Annotated in this window: 19 protein-coding genes and 1 pseudogene; 14 read left to right on the forward strand and 6 right to left on the reverse strand. The window is 42.6% G+C overall.

Translation table 11 applies throughout. From position 1 onward, the window contains the following. Nucleotides 1-83: 83 nt before the first annotated feature. Entirely contained in the window at nucleotides 84-1,232 is a 1,149-nt protein-coding gene (locus QUB30_RS26285) for a homocitrate synthase/isopropylmalate synthase family protein (RefSeq protein ID WP_333339635.1), read from the forward strand. A gap of 82 nt (nucleotides 1,233-1,314) precedes the next feature. Beyond that, the gene (locus QUB30_RS26290) at nucleotides 1,315-2,778 is read left to right on the forward strand and encodes an MFS transporter (protein ID WP_333339637.1); all 1,464 of its coding nucleotides are present in this window, start codon (nucleotides 1,315-1,317) and stop codon (nucleotides 2,776-2,778) included. Between the two features lie 39 nt (nucleotides 2,779-2,817). On the opposite strand, the pseudogene QUB30_RS26295 reads toward QUB30_RS26290, so the two are convergent. Both QUB30_RS26295 and QUB30_RS26300 read right to left on the reverse strand, forming a co-directional pair. Then, nucleotides 2,818-3,015 (reverse strand): annotated as a pseudogene (locus tag QUB30_RS26295) (SufE family protein); the annotation flags it as partial. A gap of 156 nt (nucleotides 3,016-3,171) precedes the next feature. Further along, nucleotides 3,172-4,137 (reverse strand): sterol desaturase family protein, encoded by a 966-nt coding sequence (locus tag QUB30_RS26300; RefSeq protein ID WP_332948993.1) that lies wholly within the window; start codon nucleotides 4,135-4,137, stop codon nucleotides 3,172-3,174. A 271-nt stretch (nucleotides 4,138-4,408) separates the two neighbouring features. On the opposite strand from QUB30_RS26300, the gene QUB30_RS26305 reads away from it, so the two are divergent. After that, the gene (locus tag QUB30_RS26305) at nucleotides 4,409-4,750 is read left to right on the forward strand and encodes an iron chelate uptake ABC transporter family permease subunit (RefSeq protein ID WP_333339641.1); all 342 of its coding nucleotides are present in this window, start codon (nucleotides 4,409-4,411) and stop codon (nucleotides 4,748-4,750) included. 448 nt (nucleotides 4,751-5,198) lie between these two features. Further along, entirely contained in the window at nucleotides 5,199-6,137 is a 939-nt protein-coding gene (locus QUB30_RS26310; RefSeq protein WP_333339643.1) for a hypothetical protein, read from the forward strand. A 72-nt stretch (nucleotides 6,138-6,209) separates the two neighbouring features. On the opposite strand, the gene QUB30_RS26315 is transcribed toward QUB30_RS26310, so the two are convergent. The 3 genes from QUB30_RS26315 to QUB30_RS26325 form a co-directional block, all read right to left on the reverse strand. Continuing rightward, nucleotides 6,210-7,166 (reverse strand): DUF6282 family protein, encoded by a 957-nt coding sequence (locus tag QUB30_RS26315; protein ID WP_333339645.1) that lies wholly within the window; start codon nucleotides 7,164-7,166, stop codon nucleotides 6,210-6,212. Between the two features lie 68 nt (nucleotides 7,167-7,234). Then, complete coding sequence (locus QUB30_RS26320) at nucleotides 7,235-8,140, reverse strand: alpha/beta hydrolase (protein ID WP_333339648.1); 906 nt, start codon at nucleotides 8,138-8,140, stop codon at nucleotides 7,235-7,237. 14 nt (nucleotides 8,141-8,154) lie between these two features. After that, nucleotides 8,155-8,601, reverse strand: a complete 447-nt coding sequence (locus QUB30_RS26325) for a SufE family protein (protein WP_172189131.1) — start codon at nucleotides 8,599-8,601, stop codon at nucleotides 8,155-8,157. 196 nt (nucleotides 8,602-8,797) lie between these two features. Here QUB30_RS26325 and QUB30_RS26330 point away from each other — a divergent pair, with 196 nt between their 5' ends. From QUB30_RS26330 to QUB30_RS26340, 3 genes are all read left to right on the forward strand, one after another. Then, a complete protein-coding gene (locus QUB30_RS26330; RefSeq protein ID WP_333339651.1) occupies nucleotides 8,798-9,796 on the forward strand; it encodes an iron ABC transporter permease in 999 nt (332 codons plus the stop codon). Nucleotides 9,797-9,859: 63 nt separating this feature from the next. After that, nucleotides 9,860-10,645 (forward strand): ABC transporter ATP-binding protein, encoded by a 786-nt coding sequence (locus tag QUB30_RS26335; RefSeq protein ID WP_333339654.1) that lies wholly within the window; start codon nucleotides 9,860-9,862, stop codon nucleotides 10,643-10,645. Between the two features lie 321 nt (nucleotides 10,646-10,966). Continuing rightward, on the forward strand, nucleotides 10,967-11,872 hold the full coding sequence (locus tag QUB30_RS26340) for an ABC transporter substrate-binding protein (RefSeq protein ID WP_333339657.1): 906 nt from the start codon (nucleotides 10,967-10,969) through the stop codon (nucleotides 11,870-11,872). A gap of 310 nt (nucleotides 11,873-12,182) precedes the next feature. Here QUB30_RS26340 and QUB30_RS26345 read toward each other — a convergent pair whose 3' ends face one another. Beyond that, the gene (locus tag QUB30_RS26345; RefSeq protein ID WP_333339659.1) at nucleotides 12,183-12,542 is read right to left on the reverse strand and encodes a hypothetical protein; all 360 of its coding nucleotides are present in this window, start codon (nucleotides 12,540-12,542) and stop codon (nucleotides 12,183-12,185) included. 325 nt (nucleotides 12,543-12,867) lie between these two features. Between QUB30_RS26345 and QUB30_RS26350 the strand changes: the two genes are divergently transcribed. The 7 genes from QUB30_RS26350 to QUB30_RS26380 form a co-directional block, all read left to right on the forward strand. Further along, complete coding sequence (locus QUB30_RS26350) at nucleotides 12,868-13,596, forward strand: response regulator (protein WP_333339662.1); 729 nt, start codon at nucleotides 12,868-12,870, stop codon at nucleotides 13,594-13,596. A gap of 6 nt (nucleotides 13,597-13,602) precedes the next feature. After that, on the forward strand, nucleotides 13,603-14,211 hold the full coding sequence (locus QUB30_RS26355; RefSeq protein WP_333339665.1) for an adenylate/guanylate cyclase domain-containing protein: 609 nt from the start codon (nucleotides 13,603-13,605) through the stop codon (nucleotides 14,209-14,211). 86 nt (nucleotides 14,212-14,297) lie between these two features. Then, on the forward strand, nucleotides 14,298-15,233 hold the full coding sequence (locus QUB30_RS26360) for a fused MFS/spermidine synthase (protein ID WP_333339669.1): 936 nt from the start codon (nucleotides 14,298-14,300) through the stop codon (nucleotides 15,231-15,233). 118 nt (nucleotides 15,234-15,351) lie between these two features. Next, on the forward strand, nucleotides 15,352-15,675 hold the full coding sequence (locus QUB30_RS26365; protein ID WP_333339670.1) for a transposase family protein: 324 nt from the start codon (nucleotides 15,352-15,354) through the stop codon (nucleotides 15,673-15,675). Nucleotides 15,676-16,046: 371 nt separating this feature from the next. Next, nucleotides 16,047-16,349, forward strand: a complete 303-nt coding sequence (locus QUB30_RS26370; RefSeq protein WP_333339672.1) for a transposase family protein — start codon at nucleotides 16,047-16,049, stop codon at nucleotides 16,347-16,349. 297 nt (nucleotides 16,350-16,646) lie between these two features. Next, complete coding sequence (locus QUB30_RS26375) at nucleotides 16,647-16,841, forward strand: hypothetical protein (protein ID WP_333339675.1); 195 nt, start codon at nucleotides 16,647-16,649, stop codon at nucleotides 16,839-16,841. A gap of 219 nt (nucleotides 16,842-17,060) precedes the next feature. Continuing rightward, nucleotides 17,061-17,316, forward strand: a 256-nt coding sequence (locus QUB30_RS26380; protein ID WP_333339678.1) for a hypothetical protein, incomplete at its 3' end; no start/stop codon positions are given.

The raw sequence follows: 17,316 nt of genomic DNA on the forward strand, positions 1-17,316 counted from the left end.
TCAAGTTTGTATAAGGTATTGTGCCCTAGCCGATGCCAGCCCCTTTTTCAAGATGTTGTTAGTACCTAAATTGCTCGTAGATTATGATTAAAATTCTTGATTCTACCTTGAGAGAGGGAGAACAAACCCCTGGAGTTTATTTCGACCCTGAAACAAAGTTAAAGATTGCGGAGTTTTTAGACCACATAGGAGTTGATATTATTGAAGCTGGCAATCCTGCTGTAGATAGCGAAATAGCTTTAGCCGTTACCCGCATTGCCAATGCTGGACTAAAAGCAAAAATAGGCGCTCATTCGCTGTGCCGAATAGATGATGTTAAAAAAGCCCTGGATTGTAATGTCAGCTTTTTAGGCGTGTTTTTTAGTGTATCCTCTCAACGATTGCAATGCGACTATAATATCTGTTTAGATGAAGCCCTAGATAAAATTGTGGAAGTAATAACTTATGCTAGAGAGCAGAATGATAATTTATTGATTCGCTATACGCCGGAAGATACAGTTCGCTCTCCTATGAAAAATGTGGTTGAGGCGGCTAGTGCAGCAGTGAAGGCTGGAGCTAATATAATCAGCATAGCTGATACCACTGGATATACAACCCCATTTCAAGAAAAACGTAGTATTTATTATTTTGTCAAAATCCTGAAGGAGGAACTAGCAAAACGAGAATTATATCCACAAATAGAAGTTCATTGCCACAACGACCGAGGTTTAGCTTTAGCAAATGCCTTGGATGCTTACAGAGCGGGAACAGATATTATTGATGTCAGCGTGATGGGATTAGGGGAAAGAGCTGGTATAGTCGATTTGGCTGAGTTACTAATAAACTTATCCGACCTTATGGAGGAGAAAAACTTTTGGAAACTAGGATATTTGAAAGATTTGTATAATTTGGTAAGCGAGTATTCTCATGTACCTATTTCTCCTCATCACCCTGCCGTGGGGAAAAATGCTTTTACCCATTATGCAGGTGTTCACGTTAGGGCAATGGCCAAAGATGAGTGCCTGTATCAAAGTTTAAATCCAGAATTTTTTGGAATTAAAAGTAGTATAGCATTAGGGATGCAATCGGGATTGAGTGCGGTAGAATTAGCTCTAAAGCAGATTGGCCGAGAGGAACTGGCTGAAAACAAATATTTAGTAGCTAAGATTCTTAAAGAAATTAAAGAAATTGCAAAAAGAGGAACCCCAATCGATATCGAGAAAGAATTTATAGAAATTATTGATAATTGCTAATTTACAGTAGCACCTATCAAGTAAAAAATGCTATATTTTGGATGATTTCAGAATAATAGCCACCTCTCCCTAGATAGTAATCATGTCAATAACCCCAGCAGAAAACTCTAACGAATTCAGGCCTGAAGACAAGAAAACATCTGAAAAATGGTGGACTACAGTTGGTATTGGTATTGGTGTATTCATTTTTGCTTTGGATGTGTATATAGTTAACTTGGCTTTGCCAGTTATGGTTGAATCTCTCCATACGAGTTTTGCCACGAGTCAATGGATAGTTTTAAGTTACTTGCTGGCTATCGCCATATTTGTAATATTGGTATCAAAATTAGGTGATATCTGGAACAAGAAGCTATTGTACATTATTGGCTTAACAATCTTTACGATCAGTTCACTATTGTGTGGGATTGCGCCAAATGTCTGGTTTTTAATAGCGTTTCGAGGATTGCAAGGAGTAGGTGCTGCGTTTTTATCTGGCTTGGGAACTGCGATGATTGTGGAGGCATTTCCAGCGGCAGAGCGGGGACTGGGACTAGGTATTAGAGCGGGAATTTACGGAATGGGGATTACCTTGGGGCCCATGGTAGGAGGACTGCTGATGAGTGTGGGAGGCTGGCCTTTAATTTTCTGGGTGAATGTTCCGATTGGGATTGTTGCCATTTTGATTGTGGCTTGTTTTGTACCGAATTCTGCGATTAGTGGAAACCCCGAAAACTTTGATATCATCGGTACGCTGATATTGACCATCGTCTTAACTTCTTTTATTCTTGGCATTACCCTATTAGAGAAGGGTAATTCTCATATTGCCATAAATATGCTGGGTTTTTCTGTCGTCAGCTTGATTGGCTTTTTATGGTTAGAATCCCGAATAGCAGCACCAATGATCGACTTTAAAATATTTCGATCCCTAGAGTTTAGCCTGGGCTTAGCGCTACGTTTTATTGCAAATTTCGCCATGGCAGGTGTCATCTTCATCCTTCCTTTTTTCTTCACCTTCCTTGAACACTATTCAACTCAAAAATCTGGTTTTTTAATGGTAGTACCGTCACTTCTGATTGTGACGACTGCGCCTATTTCGGGTATTCTTTCCGACCGTTTTGGCACGCAGCTAATTACTGTAATCGGTCTAGTATTTATGGCAATTGGATGTTTTTTAATCAGCAGATTTGATACTGAATTAACTGTCATCAAGTATATTTTGGGGATTATTCCCTATGGGGTAGGAGTGGCGATGTTCAACTCTCCTAACAATAGCTCTATTATGGGAGCCGCACCAAAAGAGCGATTAGGTATTGCTTCAGGATTGTTGTCATTTTCGCGGATATTAGGGCAGATGCTGGGAGTACCAATAGTAGGTGCTTTGTTCTTCTTTACCACAAGTTTTAACGCTAATTTTGCACCTAATATCGATATTAGCAATGCGCCTGTACAAGCATTACTTTTTGCTACACATACTACTTTTTTGGTGCTTGGGGTTTTATTAATGGTTTCGACAATGTTTGCAACTTTGTTTTGGTGGATAGAGAATAAAAAAGCGGCTCTCCTATAAAAATCATTGGCTGTTGATTTTAATGATGATTTTTAATGCTTAATTCAGTCCGGATTGCTCACTTCCCTGGGATTCCAGTGCTTTCTTTTTCATCATTTGAAAAATGTTGTAAAATCCGTTAGCGCGGGAAGGTCTCAAACTCACATTCAATCCCGTGTCTTGAATAAAATCTGGGGTAATGGTGACTATTTCAGCAGGCGTTAATCCGCTCAAATCTTCCACCACCAAGCCAACTAATCCTTTGACTAAGTAGGTCGGTGCGAAAAAACCGAACTATGTTAAAATAAGTAAAGACAGGGAAGACCTCTACCAAGGTAATTAAATATATGGGCGCTAGATTATCGATGTCATGAAGTCCAAAAATTATGGTCGAAGTGAGAAAAAGAAAAGTTTTCAGTTTTGTGGATTTTTGCGTATTGCCTTAAATGGCTGCAAATAGAAGTTTGCTACACTATTAAACGGTTTTGCTTCATCGCCAGGTAAACCTAAATCTAGCTTTTCATAGCTTTGCGGCACGTACAATGTAGCAAACATCCAGTCCCAAACTGCGAATATCTTACCGTAGTTTGCGTCATAATACTTGGAATCGTTAGCATGATGAATATAGTGTTGAGCTGGACTAATAAAAACATGGCTGAGCCAGGAAGGAAATGCTAGCCAGATATGAGAATGGCGGAAGTTACCAGTGATATAAAAGGCGAACAGCAGAAAGGGTATGCCATTGAGATATAGAACCTGCATCTGGCTGCCAAACAGATATGTCCACAATCCTATCGCTATACCGGAACTGATAGAGACCGCCATTGTTTGGACAACATAATCGACAGGATGATGGCGGTATAAAGTAAATGGAGTAAGCACTTCAGCCGTGTGATGGATTTTATGGAATTCCCAGAGCAAAGGAATTTTATGCCTTAGGTAATGATTGTAGAAATAGCCAAAGTCAATAGCCAGTATTAGAAAAATACTAAAAGCAACATCATGCCAAAGCTGCGTCTCGGTTACTGGGAAAAGGGTAGTTACGCCAGTTAGCTCGGTTAGAGAGCCGCTGACTACACCAGCAATAGCGGTTGCAGATATGACTGTGGCGATTGGTACTACGATCAAGCTTTTTATCAATATAATGGGTAAGTAGTTCTGATAATCCAGGATTGCGGAATGATGAAGATAAATGTCTTTGGGAAAGCAGTATTGTAGGAAGCTCTTCTTCTCTTCTGTCTTGGCAAAGTGCAGTAGGTAGAGCAGTAGTGCTATTGATAATGAGGAAAGCAGATACAGCCAGTAAATCTGAGAATCCGGCACAACTAGCTGTTTTAGTGGGTATAAACAACTCTTTAATATTGACTTCATTATTTCCATAGTAGCCTCCATGTGAAGATAGATATGGGGAATATGCTGGCATTATCCAAATTTTGTGTACCCCAAAGGAGTACGCCATCTGGTGCAAGCTCAAACCGAAGCTGAATGTAGTGTACCACATATACATAGAATCTGCTGTATCGCTTTCGGGAAATGCTGGGAGTCTCTTGGCATACCACAGCAGTTGTTAGTAGCGCTGTTTCGGATCGGAATGTCGCTGAAAGCGCTGGACGATTTTAGCTAGGGCTGCGAGTAGCGTCGATCGATAAATTTGCTGCCTTTGGGCGACGATTTAGCTGTGGGTTTGGGGGTTTCGCTGGTGCGATCGCGCTTGTTGATTGGGGGGGTTGCTACTTTGCTAGCTGCGAGTGCTGTCAGCATCGGCGGATTGATTGGTTTTGTGGGATTGGTTGTGCCTCACGGGGTGCGTTTGTTGCTTGGTAATGAATATCGGTTTGTGTTGCCAATGAGTGCGATCGGCGGTGCTTGGGTGTTGACTATTGCTGATTTTTTGGCTTGTTTGGGTGCCGTAGAATTGCCTGTAGGTACGGTTACGGCTTTGTTGGGTTCTCCGCTGTTTGTCTGGCTGCTTTATCGGCGTTCTAGTCAGTAGGAAAGAATGAAGAAGGAAGAAGGAAAATGAAAAAAATCAAATGTTAGGCTTTTTTTATTTCTTATTTTTCCCCTATTTTGAATTCCCTATTTTCATTTTTCAAGTCTCTATTTTTAAATCTCAATGCTTAAGGCTCAATTCCCAATTACCAAAATAGAATGTGTTTAGAAATTAAAAATTTAACTGGGGGTTACTTGGATTATTTGCTGATTCAGCATATTGAGATTATTCCTCATATTGTGGATTTGCTGCATTAATCGGACTTGTAGGGTGCGCTAGGCGCACCTTACCTGTAAACAAAATGTATTTGTAAAGAAATATAAATTCTTGAGCCAAGTGAACAGAGGCTTGCAAGTTGTGATAGCTTTGAGTAAGATAGCGATTTGTTGATGTCGATTTTTTTGGCAAGCATCAAGATTACTCAATCTATATCAATTAGATACAACAAATGGAAGCATTATTTTTATTAATAGGATTTGGATCGGGGGCATTAATCTGCTGGCTAATTTTGAATAAGCGAAATTCCCGCAATTTGGTGCGGATGCAGGGTTCGGAGGAAGCTATATCTAATTTGGCGGCGCAGTTGGATGCCAGAAATTCGGAATTGCGGCAAAAGGTGCAGAATGAAAATCAGCTAAATTCTGAAGTGTCCGAGTTGCAAAGTCGGTTGGAAACTGTGACTAGCGAGCAAGATTTTTTAAATAATCGAGTGTCGGAAATGGAAGAATTTTTGGGAGGAATTGCCCAGGAGCGATCGCAAATTGATTCTCTGATTGCTGAGTTGCAGCTTCAGTTAGAAAATGCTCAACAAGCTGAGTCGCAGTTAGCAGAAGTGGCAGAACTTAAATCTCAGTTAGAAGTTGCGGAGCAGGAGCGATCGCAACTTAACGCTCAATTACTGGAAATGCAAGCAGAGTTAGAGACGGTGGATGCAGAACGTTCTCAATTTCACGCTCTGCTGTCGGAATTTGAGAGTCAGTTGCAAACTGCTATTCAAACCAGATTGCAGCTACAAAACCAGTTGTTGGAAATTCAAATTAAGTTCGATCGCTCAATTGAAGAGCGGGAGCAACTTCAGTCTCAACTGTCGGGCTTGCAAGCTCAACTGGAATTAGTGGAAGAAGAGCGATCGCAACTGCAATCCCAGTTAGAAACAGCTAACAGAGAGCGATCGTATCTTTACTCTCAAATCTCGGAATTTCAAAGTCAAATCGATACAGCTAATCAGGCTCAAAATCAACTGCAATCTCAAGTAGAGGAATTAGAAAATCATTTAGAAACCGTCTATCAAGAACGTTGGCAGCTAAATTCGCAGCTATCAGAATTGCAAACCAACTCCCCAGCGGGCGAGCCAGAATCTCCAGAACCTGAAGTAGAGCCTAATTGAGTAGAAATCAAAGGACAGAATTCCTCAGTACACACTTTAGAATAGTTAAGCAATCGGACATAATATTTACTCCTAAATTCCTAACAATCGCGCTGGATTTTCCTGCATCATTAAATCAATTTCAGGTTGAGAAATACCTTCCTCTCTCAATTTTTTCACAAATAATTTGTAACCCTCTGCAGGTAAAGGATCGGGTTTCCTTCCTAAATCCGTGCTGAGAACAAAATGCTCGGCTCCAATTAGTTTAATCGCTGCTGCCATCTTACTAATAGAAACTTGATGCCAGTTTTTGTGACCCTCATCAGCGGCATTTTCTCCCATCAAATCGTTCACAAATGCGAGTTCTAAGAAAGCTCCGGCTGCGGCGGCTGTTTGCATATTTTCTAGGGATAAACCGGGTACATCCGCCATTGCGTGGGTAATCAGGATATTTTTAATGTGGAGCAGGTTGGCTTCACCGACAACTGCCATCACCTCTTCTGAGGAAATATGACCGGTTTCCAATACCAAATTCTCTTTGGCTACAATCTTCAACACCGCTGCTGTTTCCGGTAAAACCTTGCCATTTTCCGCAACTTTAATCCCCCTTCCCGACTTGTGAAAAACCTGCAAGTGATGCTCAGAATCAACCGTTGGCAGCCACACTACTTTACCGTATTTGCCACCGATGCGGTGCATTGCGTCTACAGCGTCGGGATTAATTCCGCCGACAGCATGATTGAGAACAACTCCCCCGAAAACTTCGATTTCTGGTACTATTTTATTCACCAAAACTGCCCGTGCTGCTGTGCTGGCATAATGATTTTTTAATACAACAGCTTTCATCTTCGCCCTAGCAGCTAATTTCGCTACTTCAAAATCGTCTAATCTGCGGGGAATCACATCAGGAGAAGAATGAATGTGAAAGTCGATCGCACCTTCAATCGTACTCTGTGGCAAATTGACCATCGGCGGATCTTCGACAGCATAAACTGGCAGACAAAACCAATAGCAAACAATCCAAACTAACGTTAAAAAAACAGCTTGCATTCATCCCCTCTTCCCTTCTCCCCTCTGCGTTCTCTGCGCCCTCTGCGGTTCATCCCCTCTCAATTCTCTCAAATAAAAGATTGAATCGCATTTGCTAAAGCTTCTGCATTCTCTTCGTGCATACCCAAAGAACCGGGAATAACTCGCGATTCAACACCCGGTAATTCCGTTAATGCTTCCATTTCAGCCTTTGATTTTGGCGGCGCATTTTCAGCAATTACAACCATCACAGGCACTGCTAACTGTTGAAATTTATCTGTAAATTCCGATCGCACTTTTGCCGGATCTAAACCACCAGTCACAAAGGCAGCGGAACCGTATCGAGCACCTGGTTTTTGCGTCACTTGCCATTTGCTTTGAATGAAATCCGGCGTGACTTTAGCTGCATCCGCGTAGACGTGACGGCGGTACATGAGACTCAGGAAAGAGGGCGCAGTGTTTAGTTTGTATAGGAATTGACCGATTAAGGGCGATCGTACTAATTCTCTCACGATTCCATGCCACCCGCTTTGCTGTTTGCTCATCGTCGGCAAAGGCCCCCGCCAAGTCGGCGCAGCTAACACAATCTTTGACCAAACATTCGGCTTTGAGTGCGCTAATTGCATAGCATAACCCGCAGCGTGACCTGCCGCAACTACAGCAACCGGACTATTAAAAATTGAATCAACAAAATCCTTGAGAAATTGATGGTATAATTGCGGTTGATAGTCGGTTCGCGGGCGATCCGATTCGCCAAAACCCGGCCAATCTAAGCTCACCACTTGAAATTTAGGAGCTAACAATTCTGCTAAAGGACGCATTTCTTCTCGCGTCGAAACCGTACTGAAAGCAGGCAGCAGCAAGACCGGATTTCCCTGTCCTCTGGTTTCGTAAATAACTTTGATTTGTGTTGCTTGCCAATTCCACAGATATTCTTGAACTGCGGCGGGATAGTTGCCAGAACCTGATTTTGTTAAATTTGTAGTTTGAGTCATGACTGTTTATTATTTTAATTTGCTTCGGCTTGCTTGCTCAATTCACAAGCAAGTGCCTTATTTTTCATCATTTGAAAGATGTTGTAAAATCCGTTAGCGCGGGAAGGTGTCAAACTCACATTCAATCCCGTGTCTTGAATAAAATCTGGGGTAATGGTGACAATTTCAGCAGGCGTTAATCCGCTCAAACCTTCCACCAGCAAGCCAACTAATCCTTTGACTAACTGAGCGTCAGAATCGCCTTGATACAAAACTTTTCCGTCTGCTAAATTTGCAGTAATATAAACTTGCGACACGCAGCCAGAAACTTTGTTTTCCGGCAGTTTGTCGCTTTCGGGAAATGCTGGGAGTCGCTTGGCATACCACAGCAGTTGTTCGTAGCGCTGTTTCGGATCGGAGTGTCGCTGAAAGCGCTGGACGATTTTAGCTAGGGCTGCGGGTAGCGCGGTGTTTGCGGACATGATTCACTCGTAGCGGTTTACTTCGTTAATATTATACATTTAATTTTGCCGACGGGTGCGATCGCCTTCTCATCTGCTCCCACTGAAGCCGTCTTCAGGTGAATCGGTTATTGTTATTGTAGTTAACGAGTTCGAGCATTCAAAACAGAGGAAATATGGTATTTAGTGCTGTTAATCAAGATTGTGGTGTAATGTAGTGAATCTGCAAAAAATCTGGCTAAAATATCGAGTTGTTCAGGCAGTTGCATTCTTAGGATTGGGTTTGCTATTAACCATCGCCCTTTCGCTTTCTTTTGGTGCGGTGCCGATGAGTGCCGATCAATTGTGGCAAGCATTTCTGCACCGAGGTGATGCTGTCAATCAAACTATTTTCTGGGAATTGCGTTTGCCCCGAGTGGCAGCAGCGCTGACGGTTGGTGCGGGTTTAGGAATGTCGGGGGCTTTGCTGCAAGGTTTGCTCCGCAACGGTTTAGCCGATCCTTTTGTATTAGGAATTTCGGCGGGTGCGGGGTTGGTTGCGATTACCATGCTGACTTTAGGAATATTTCAAACTTGGGTGCCTTTGGCGGCTTGGATAGGTGCTATTTTAACTTCGATGCTGGTCTACTTTTTGGGCAAAACTAAAACGGGGATTTCTGTGGAACGTTTGGTTTTAGCGGGTGTGGCTGTGAGTTCTCTGTTTGGGGCAATACAAACTACACTGCTGCTGTTAGCTGAAGACAGCCGCTTGCAAGCTGCTTTGAATTGGTTGATCGGCAGTTTGAACGGTCGCGGTTGGTCGGATTTGCAGGTGGCTGCACCTTATATTTTGGCTGCTTTGCTGTTAGGATGTTTTTTGGGTCGATCGATAAATTTGCTGGCTTTGGGCGACGATTTAGCTGTTGGTTTGGGGGTTTCGCTGGTGCGATCGCGCTTGTTGATTGGGGGTGTTGCTACTTTGCTAGCTGCGAGTGCTGTCAGCATCGGCGGATTGATTGGTTTTGTGGGATTGGTTGTGCCTCACGGGGTGCGTTTGTTGGTTGGTAATGATTATCGGTTTGTATTGCCGCTGAGTGCGATCGGCGGTGCTTGGGTGCTGACTTTTGCTGATTTTTTGGCTCGTTTGGGTGCCGTAGAATTGCCTGTGGGTACGGTTACGGCTTTGTTGGGTTCTCCGCTGTTTGTCTGGCTGCTTTATCGGCGTTCTAGTTATTAGTCAGTTGTCAGTTGGCAGTTGTCAGTTGTCATTAAATTTTCCAATTACCAATTACTAAATATAATGTCTTTAGAAATTCAAAATTTAACTGGTGGTTACGGCGAAGTTGCGATCGCCCACAACATCACTTTATCTTTACAACCTGGTGAGTGGTTGAGTCTCATCGGTGCCAACGGTTCTGGTAAGTCTACTTTCTTAAAGTTAGTTAGCCGCATCCTAACTCCGCAGCAAGGAAGTGTGTTGCTTGATGGCAAAGCAATTCATACTCAACCTGCTGCTGTTGTCGCTCAAAAATTAGCGATTTTGCCGCAGCAGCAAACAGTACCGGAAGGTTTGACGGTAAGGCAATTAGTTAGTTTGGGGCGTTCTCCTCATCAGGGTTGGTGGCAGTGGGAATTGAGCAAGGAAGATGCGGAAAAGGTGGAGGTTGCGATCGGTCAAACTGGGATTGAAGAATTTCGCGATCGCCCCGTCGAACAACTCTCAGGAGGCGAACGCCAGCGCGCTTTCCTCGCCTTAGCTTTGGCTCAAAATCCGCAAGTTTTGCTGTTAGATGAACCTACTACTTATTTAGATATTTCCTATCAGTTGCAATTGTTGGAACTGCTTAAAAAACTAAATATAAAACACAACTTGACGATTATTACAGTGCTGCATGAAATTAATTTAGCTGCTAGGTACAGTTCGCGGATTGCTATGTTAAATAAAGGGGATCTATTTTGTGTGGGAACTCCCGCACAAGTTTTAACTCCTGATAATTTAGCTCGGATTTTTGGCGTAGAAGCTATCATTTTAGAAACTTTTGTAGGCTTGCAAATTTGTGCTATCGCTCCTACTATTCACACTTAATATATTTATACTCAATGTAAATTTTGCGAGCGCACTAAGTTCTCAATTGATTCATAATTATTTCTATTAACTGATTGCCGCAATCCGCTGTTATATCTGAGTGCCACAGGCTTTAAACTATTGCCTAGTCTTGATTCCCAAGGGTGGAATAAAACTTAAGAGATACTTAAAAACTTCGCATTCAGGCAAGAAAGGCGGTTTTTTATACAAAATCTACCGTAAACTATTGATATTTAAATCATTAAGCGCTAAAGTGCGATCGAACTTCCCGTCAATTCTGTCTCAACCGCACCTAAACTCGCTGTAACTCCAGCCTAAACTATGTACAAAACTTTGTTTTCTCGTACCGCTATCCTGCTGCTGAGTTTAGCATTTGCCGCTTGCTCCGCCGCCACTCCACCCCAACTTCAGCAATCAACTCCTGCTGTTTCGCAAGCAAATCAGCCACAAACAACTAACAGCGAATCTGTACAAAAAATTGTAGCTTTAACACCTTTAACCGCCGATATTATCCATCAACTCGACAAAACCAAACTTGTAGGAATTCCCGGCAGCAAATTAGTCAGCAGCAACCCCAAATTTACAGGAATTACCGCAGTCACTGGCGAACGCACCCCTCCCAATTTGGAAAAAATCATCGCACTGAAACCGAATTTGGTGGTAGGTGCGTCGGGATTTCACGACCAAACAATGCAAAAATTGCAGCAGCTTGGAATTAAAACCTTACTCACTCAAGTGGATAGCTGGAAATCCCTAGAAGAGTTAACAACAACTTTAGCTAAATCCCTCAATACGAATCCCGAACCCCTGTTAAAACGCTACCAAACATTTTTAGCAGACATCCCGAATCAAAGTCCCGCCACTTTAGTTTTGGTAAGCAGACAACCGATTTTATCGCCGAATCAAAGCAGTTGGGCTGGAGATTTGCTGGGTAAGTTTAACGTGAAAAATGTCGCAGCCCAATTGCAAGGAGATAGCCCCGTGCGAGGCTACGTAACGCTTTCAGCGGAAAAGGTTTTAGAGGCTAATCCCGAAGTAATCATTGTAGTCGATCGGGGAGAAGGAATTTTAGACCAATTTAAATCTGATTCATTTTGGAATCAACTAACAGCCACAAAAAATAATCGAGTTTACGTTTTTGACTATTACGGATTGGTCAACCCAGGAAGTATCGAAAAAATTGAGCAAGCAACTGCTCAACTTAAACAAGTTCTAGCTAAAAAGTAGAACCCCGATTTTGAGAGATACAAAATCTCTAGAAACCCTGGAACAAATTGACTACAATTTCTCTCCGATATCTTGCACCATTGTCAGCAACAGGCAAGATACCTGTTCCACAAAAGATAAATTTTCTTGGGGAACAGGCATCCTGCCTGTTCATAAAAGGTTAATTGACAATCGATACGATATCTTGCACCATTGTCAGCAACAGGCAAGATGCCTGTTCCACAAAAGATAAATTTTCTTGTGGAACAGGCATCCTGCCTGTTCATAAAAGGTTAATTGAGAATGGTGCAACATATGAGATCGATCTGCTTCACACCGGTAAAAGCGGCACACCCCGCAACAGGCGCAGCGAATTGATACAAAGCGGGCAGTCGCAGCCAAACATCGCCACGGCGGCATCGCTTTCTTCTTCCGTAAAATCGAGCATCGCCGTCTGTTCGTCAGCAGGGCGCTGCCAACTAATTCTCGGTTTAGAATTAGCAGCAGCGGTTTTGCCGGGGAGGCGCACGCAAGTCAGGCGCTGAGTGTGGGGCGAGGGCACGCATTGGGGCGAATCAGCCGATTGGCTTGGTGTTTTCCCAATTTGAGCGGGATTTGCGATCGCGCTCAAAGACATCACAGATCCAAACAGCGTCGGACTTACAAGTAAAGTGAGGAGCAATTTATTCATTTGTCGTCCTTAAGAACTTTAACGTATACAGTAGCCGATTATCTGTTGCAATTCAACAAGGTTTTGGTCCGACATCAGTACGATTTGCCGTTATTAAGGCTTAAAAGCCGCATATTTCCCACCCAAACCTTGAACAATTATCCGCTTATTGGCAACCAGCATTTTCTGATAAGTATCACCTTTGCTTCCCAGTTTAAGATTTGTTGCAATTTGAGGAAATATAGATCGCCAGTGATAGCAAATTCATCCAATGCGGGTAAACTGATTTCAGCAAGGATAACTCGAAGCAGCGGACAAGTTTACCTCAAAAACCAGGTGGGGAGTGATGAGTACAGTTTTAGTTGTGGAAGATTCCCGCAGCCAGCGGGAGTGCATTTCACATCAGTTGAGGTGCAGCGGATTGAATGTAATTCAAGCATCTGACGGTGTGGAAGCGCTGGCTAAAATTGAGAAAAATTGCCCCGATTTAGTATTATTAGATGTCATAATGCCCCGTCTAGACGGCTACGGCGTTTGCCGTTTAATTAAAGCTAATCCCGAAACTCGGAACATACCGGTGGTATTTTTAACAGGGAAGGGACAGCAGTTAGCTTTATTTTCGAGGGCGATCGATCGAGCCGAGGCTTATGTTAGCAAACCTTGGCAGCCGAGGGAACTTTTGGCAACGATCAAAAAAGTTTTGCTCAATGCCAATATTAAGTTCGATCGAGCTTCAGCCGACGCTTGGACGGAATACGGAATTTTAAACTTAAGTACAGTCGAACTGTATCAAAGCCATGCCGATGCTTGGACAAAATATAGCGCTCAAATTATTAAATTGTACGATTCCAGCTTAGCCGCTTTCGAGCAAGCTTTGGCAATTGAACCGAGTCACTCGAATGCAAACAAGTATCGCAACCGAGTCCAGACAATTCGGGCAATTTTAATGAAAAAATTAGAGCAAACTAAACCTTGCAAAGTGTGCGATTATTATTACGGCAAGGATGGCATCAATTGTGCGGTGCATCCGGCTGGTCGCCCTCAAGAACTGTGTCGCGATTGGGAATTTAATTAAACTAAAATGAAAACAAATAACCGCGCTAACTTGGAAAAGTTGCTGCAAGAAAGAAACGAACATCCCGAAAGAAGGGCTGAAATTGATGAAAAAATTAATGCAAGTTTTCGCAAAAATTACGCTATTTTAGTAATGGATATGTCTGGATTTTCGCGCACGACAGTCCGCTACGGAATCATTCATTTTTTGGCAATGATTCACCGGATGCACGGCATTGTAAAACCGATAATTTCAGAATACGGTGGCACTGTAGTTAAGGAGGAAGCAGACAATATTTTTGCAGTTTTTGCTGATGTAAAATCGGCGGTGGAAGCTGCGATCGACTCTGTGAAACACACGGCGGCTGTCAACACGACACTGCCGCCGGAAATGGATATTCACCTCTGCATTGGTATCGGCTGTGGCGATGTTTTGATGCTGGAAGGAGAGGATATGTACGGTTCCGAATTTAATCTGGCATCCAAGCTGGGAGAGGATTTGGCGGAACGGGGAGAGATTTTGCTCACCTCAGCAGCCTTTGAAAATTTGGAAGGTGACAAACAAGATTGGGAAAGAGTGGATTTTTCGATTTCGGGTTTGGAGTTGGTGGCATACAAGCGGGTACTGTCTGCTTAATTTATATATATCGGCGATTAAAATCGCATTTACACAAACTCTCGTCCGCCTGTGCAGACTAAAAAATAAGTGGGATTTGGTATTAAATGATTGACGATCGCCAAAAGTGGCAACGTATGAATTTAGCTGCCATTCAACAGCGGCTGGCTTGGCTGCAGCAACAGCCAGACAAAGTTATTTTTTGCAAAGAGTCTGGTGTTCACTATGTTGCAGTCACAAAAGAGCGATCGCACATTAAACTATCTTTAGTAGAAAAAGTTAATTTGCATACAGATTTACTGCAATCTGTTTTCGACCTCAACAATCCTTTACATCTAGTGTCTGAATATACTCAGGCGATGATGTTGGGTTTAGTGTGGCAAAACCAACCTCAAAGAATCTACATTGCTGGATTTGGCGGCGGCAGAATTCCGTTAGTTTTGCACCACTATTTGCCGGAAACTGTTATAGAATGTGCGGATGTCGATCCGATCGCGATCGAAGCAGCTACACAGTGTTTTGGGGTGCAGTTGGACGATCGGCTGACGGTAGTAATTCAAGACGGCAGAGAGTATCTAGAACAGCAAAAACCAGATAATCAGTACGATATCATCATGACCGACGTATTTTTTGGCAACGGCTACTTTCCGCACAGGCTGGCCACCAAGGAATTTTATCAACTCTGCGAAAAACGCTTGTCAAGGGAGGGAGTTGTGCTAGTAAATCTGCTGCAAAGAGATGAGTTTTATGCGGAAAAAATCAAGACTTTTCAAAGCGTGTTTTCTCAGGTGTGCGTGTGTCCGTGGAAAAATATTAACAGCGTTTTGATTGGTAGTAACAGCGCTATTTTAGAGAAGAATGAGATTGTTGCTAGGGCAAAATATTTGCAAGATGGCTATCAATTTTCATTTCCCTTAACAGAAAGAGCGCGGGAAGTAAAATTAGGTACAGAATTGGCGGAAGCTGTAGCTAATTTAGACAAAGCTCAAATTTTGTATGACGATGCGCCGCCTGTTGGTTATTTTGAATCGTGGTTGCTTTGATTTATAGGACTTACGGGGTGCTCAGAAACCGGGTTTTTTTACGAAAATACACAAGACATCTCCAAAATAGTAACATTATGTGCTAAAAGAACATAAGAGACATTTTTTACACAGAAACATGAGCGACATCCTGAATCATATTGAAGAGAATTATAAAGAAACACAGCGATTAATTGGTCTGGCCTATGAAGAGTTACAACAATTGCTCCAAAATGCCGAACGATTACATCATGAAAAACAAGCTTTAGTAGAAGCCAAGAAAGTGATAATTATTGCTGGTGGAGTCGGTCGAAAACCCAAACTATCTCTTCCCAAACAAATAATTTTAACCTTGGTCTATCTGAGGCATATGACAACATTTCAACTTCTGGGCATCCAGTTTGGAGTAAGTGAGTCTACAGCTAATGATACATTTAACTATTGGTTGCCGCGCCTGCTTTGATTGCTACCATCTAGCTTGCTGGAACAAGTAAAAAAAAACGCTGCTGACCATGCAATAGTTAAGGAAATACTCACAGAATATGAATTAATAGTAGATACCTACGAACAAGTCAGAGAAAGACCTGGAACTCGTGATTAACAAGAAAAATACTTTTCAGGCAAGAAGAGTAATCATACATTTAAAAGTCAAATAATTATCATGCCAGATGGTAGAGATATAGTTGATGTTGTGGCAGGGGAACCAGGGTAAGCTCATCTAATTTGGTATAAATTGTACTTGACAAAAATACGACTATAGAGGCTGGGGGATTTAGGTATTAGCGATTCTATAATGTCTTAAAAGCTAAGTCGCCCTGCGGTGGGTAAAACTCAATGAATCAAGGATTCGCGCCAGTTTTCGCAACGCCTAAATCAAAGCAACCACAAAACCCGCCCCAACCTATTTCCATGCAAGAGTTACAAGGGAGCTTGTCAAGTTATTTTGACGACGTACCCGACCCAAGAGTGAACCGAACCAAACGCCACCTACTTAAAGACATTCTCGTCATTGCCATATTATCTACAATAGCTGGAGGTGATGGATGGGAAGACATGGAAAATTATGGAATCAGTAAGCAGCAATGGTTGCAAAAATTTTTAGACTTACCCAATGGCATCCCGAGCGATGATACCTGACGACGAGTTTTTGAAAAGCTAGACCCGAAAGTTTTAGAACAAAAGTTGACTGAATGGGTTAAACAATTAATTGGGCCAGTTTGCCAACAAGTTATCCCGATTGATGGCCAAAGCCTCCCAGGTTCTTATGACCGAAAAAACGGCGTAAATAATTTACATTTAGTGACAGCGTGGGCGAGTGAAAATCGGTTGGTACTCGGACAAGTTAAAGTTCAAAACCATTAATCATGAAATCACAGCTATACCAGCCCTCTTGGAATTAATCACGTCACCGGAGCGATGATTACGATGGATTCTATGGGTGCTCAAACTGAAATTGTTCGGCTCATTCGTCTAAAAAAAGCCGATTATGTCGTTACCCTCAAAAAGAATCATCCAACTCTTTACAAACAAGTCAAGACCTGGTTTGAAACAGCTCGATCAAACCAATTTGGTGGAATTGAAGTTAGTGAAGATTCCCGAACGGAAAAAGCACATTGGAGTTTAGACTAAGCACAAATTGACAAGGGCGTTAGCTGAGTAGAAATGGTGGTAAATTTAGAGAGAGTAGAAAGGTTAACTAATCGATTTTGACGAGTTTTGGAACCGACCATTACCCTTTTTGACCACAGGATAGCGGCATTTTGGAGTGCGAGGTTTTCCTGTTTGCCATCCGTCTGAATTTCCTCGCCGCGAAAGGAGCAACAGCCGGACTTCCAATCCTGATTAAAAGTGGAAGCATTGATTGTACAACCCTTCCAGGCGTCAATTCAAGCAGAGACTTTTGCCGCCTGCAAACGGATTTCTCTGACTACATCTTTAGCTAACCATAATTGCCAGGTGAGCAAAGGCATCAAATCACTCCATCGTTCACCCTGTTCTGGTGTGCTGAGCTTCGGCACAGTCCAATGTAAGGGGCTTGCAATTAAATATAACCCCAGTTATGCTAGAAGGGTAGGAAACAAAAAATCTGACATGAGCGGTTGTG

It is taken from the genome of Microcoleus sp. BROC3, assembly GCF_036702515.1.
GTDB lineage: Bacteria > Cyanobacteriota > Cyanobacteriia > Cyanobacteriales > Microcoleaceae > Microcoleus.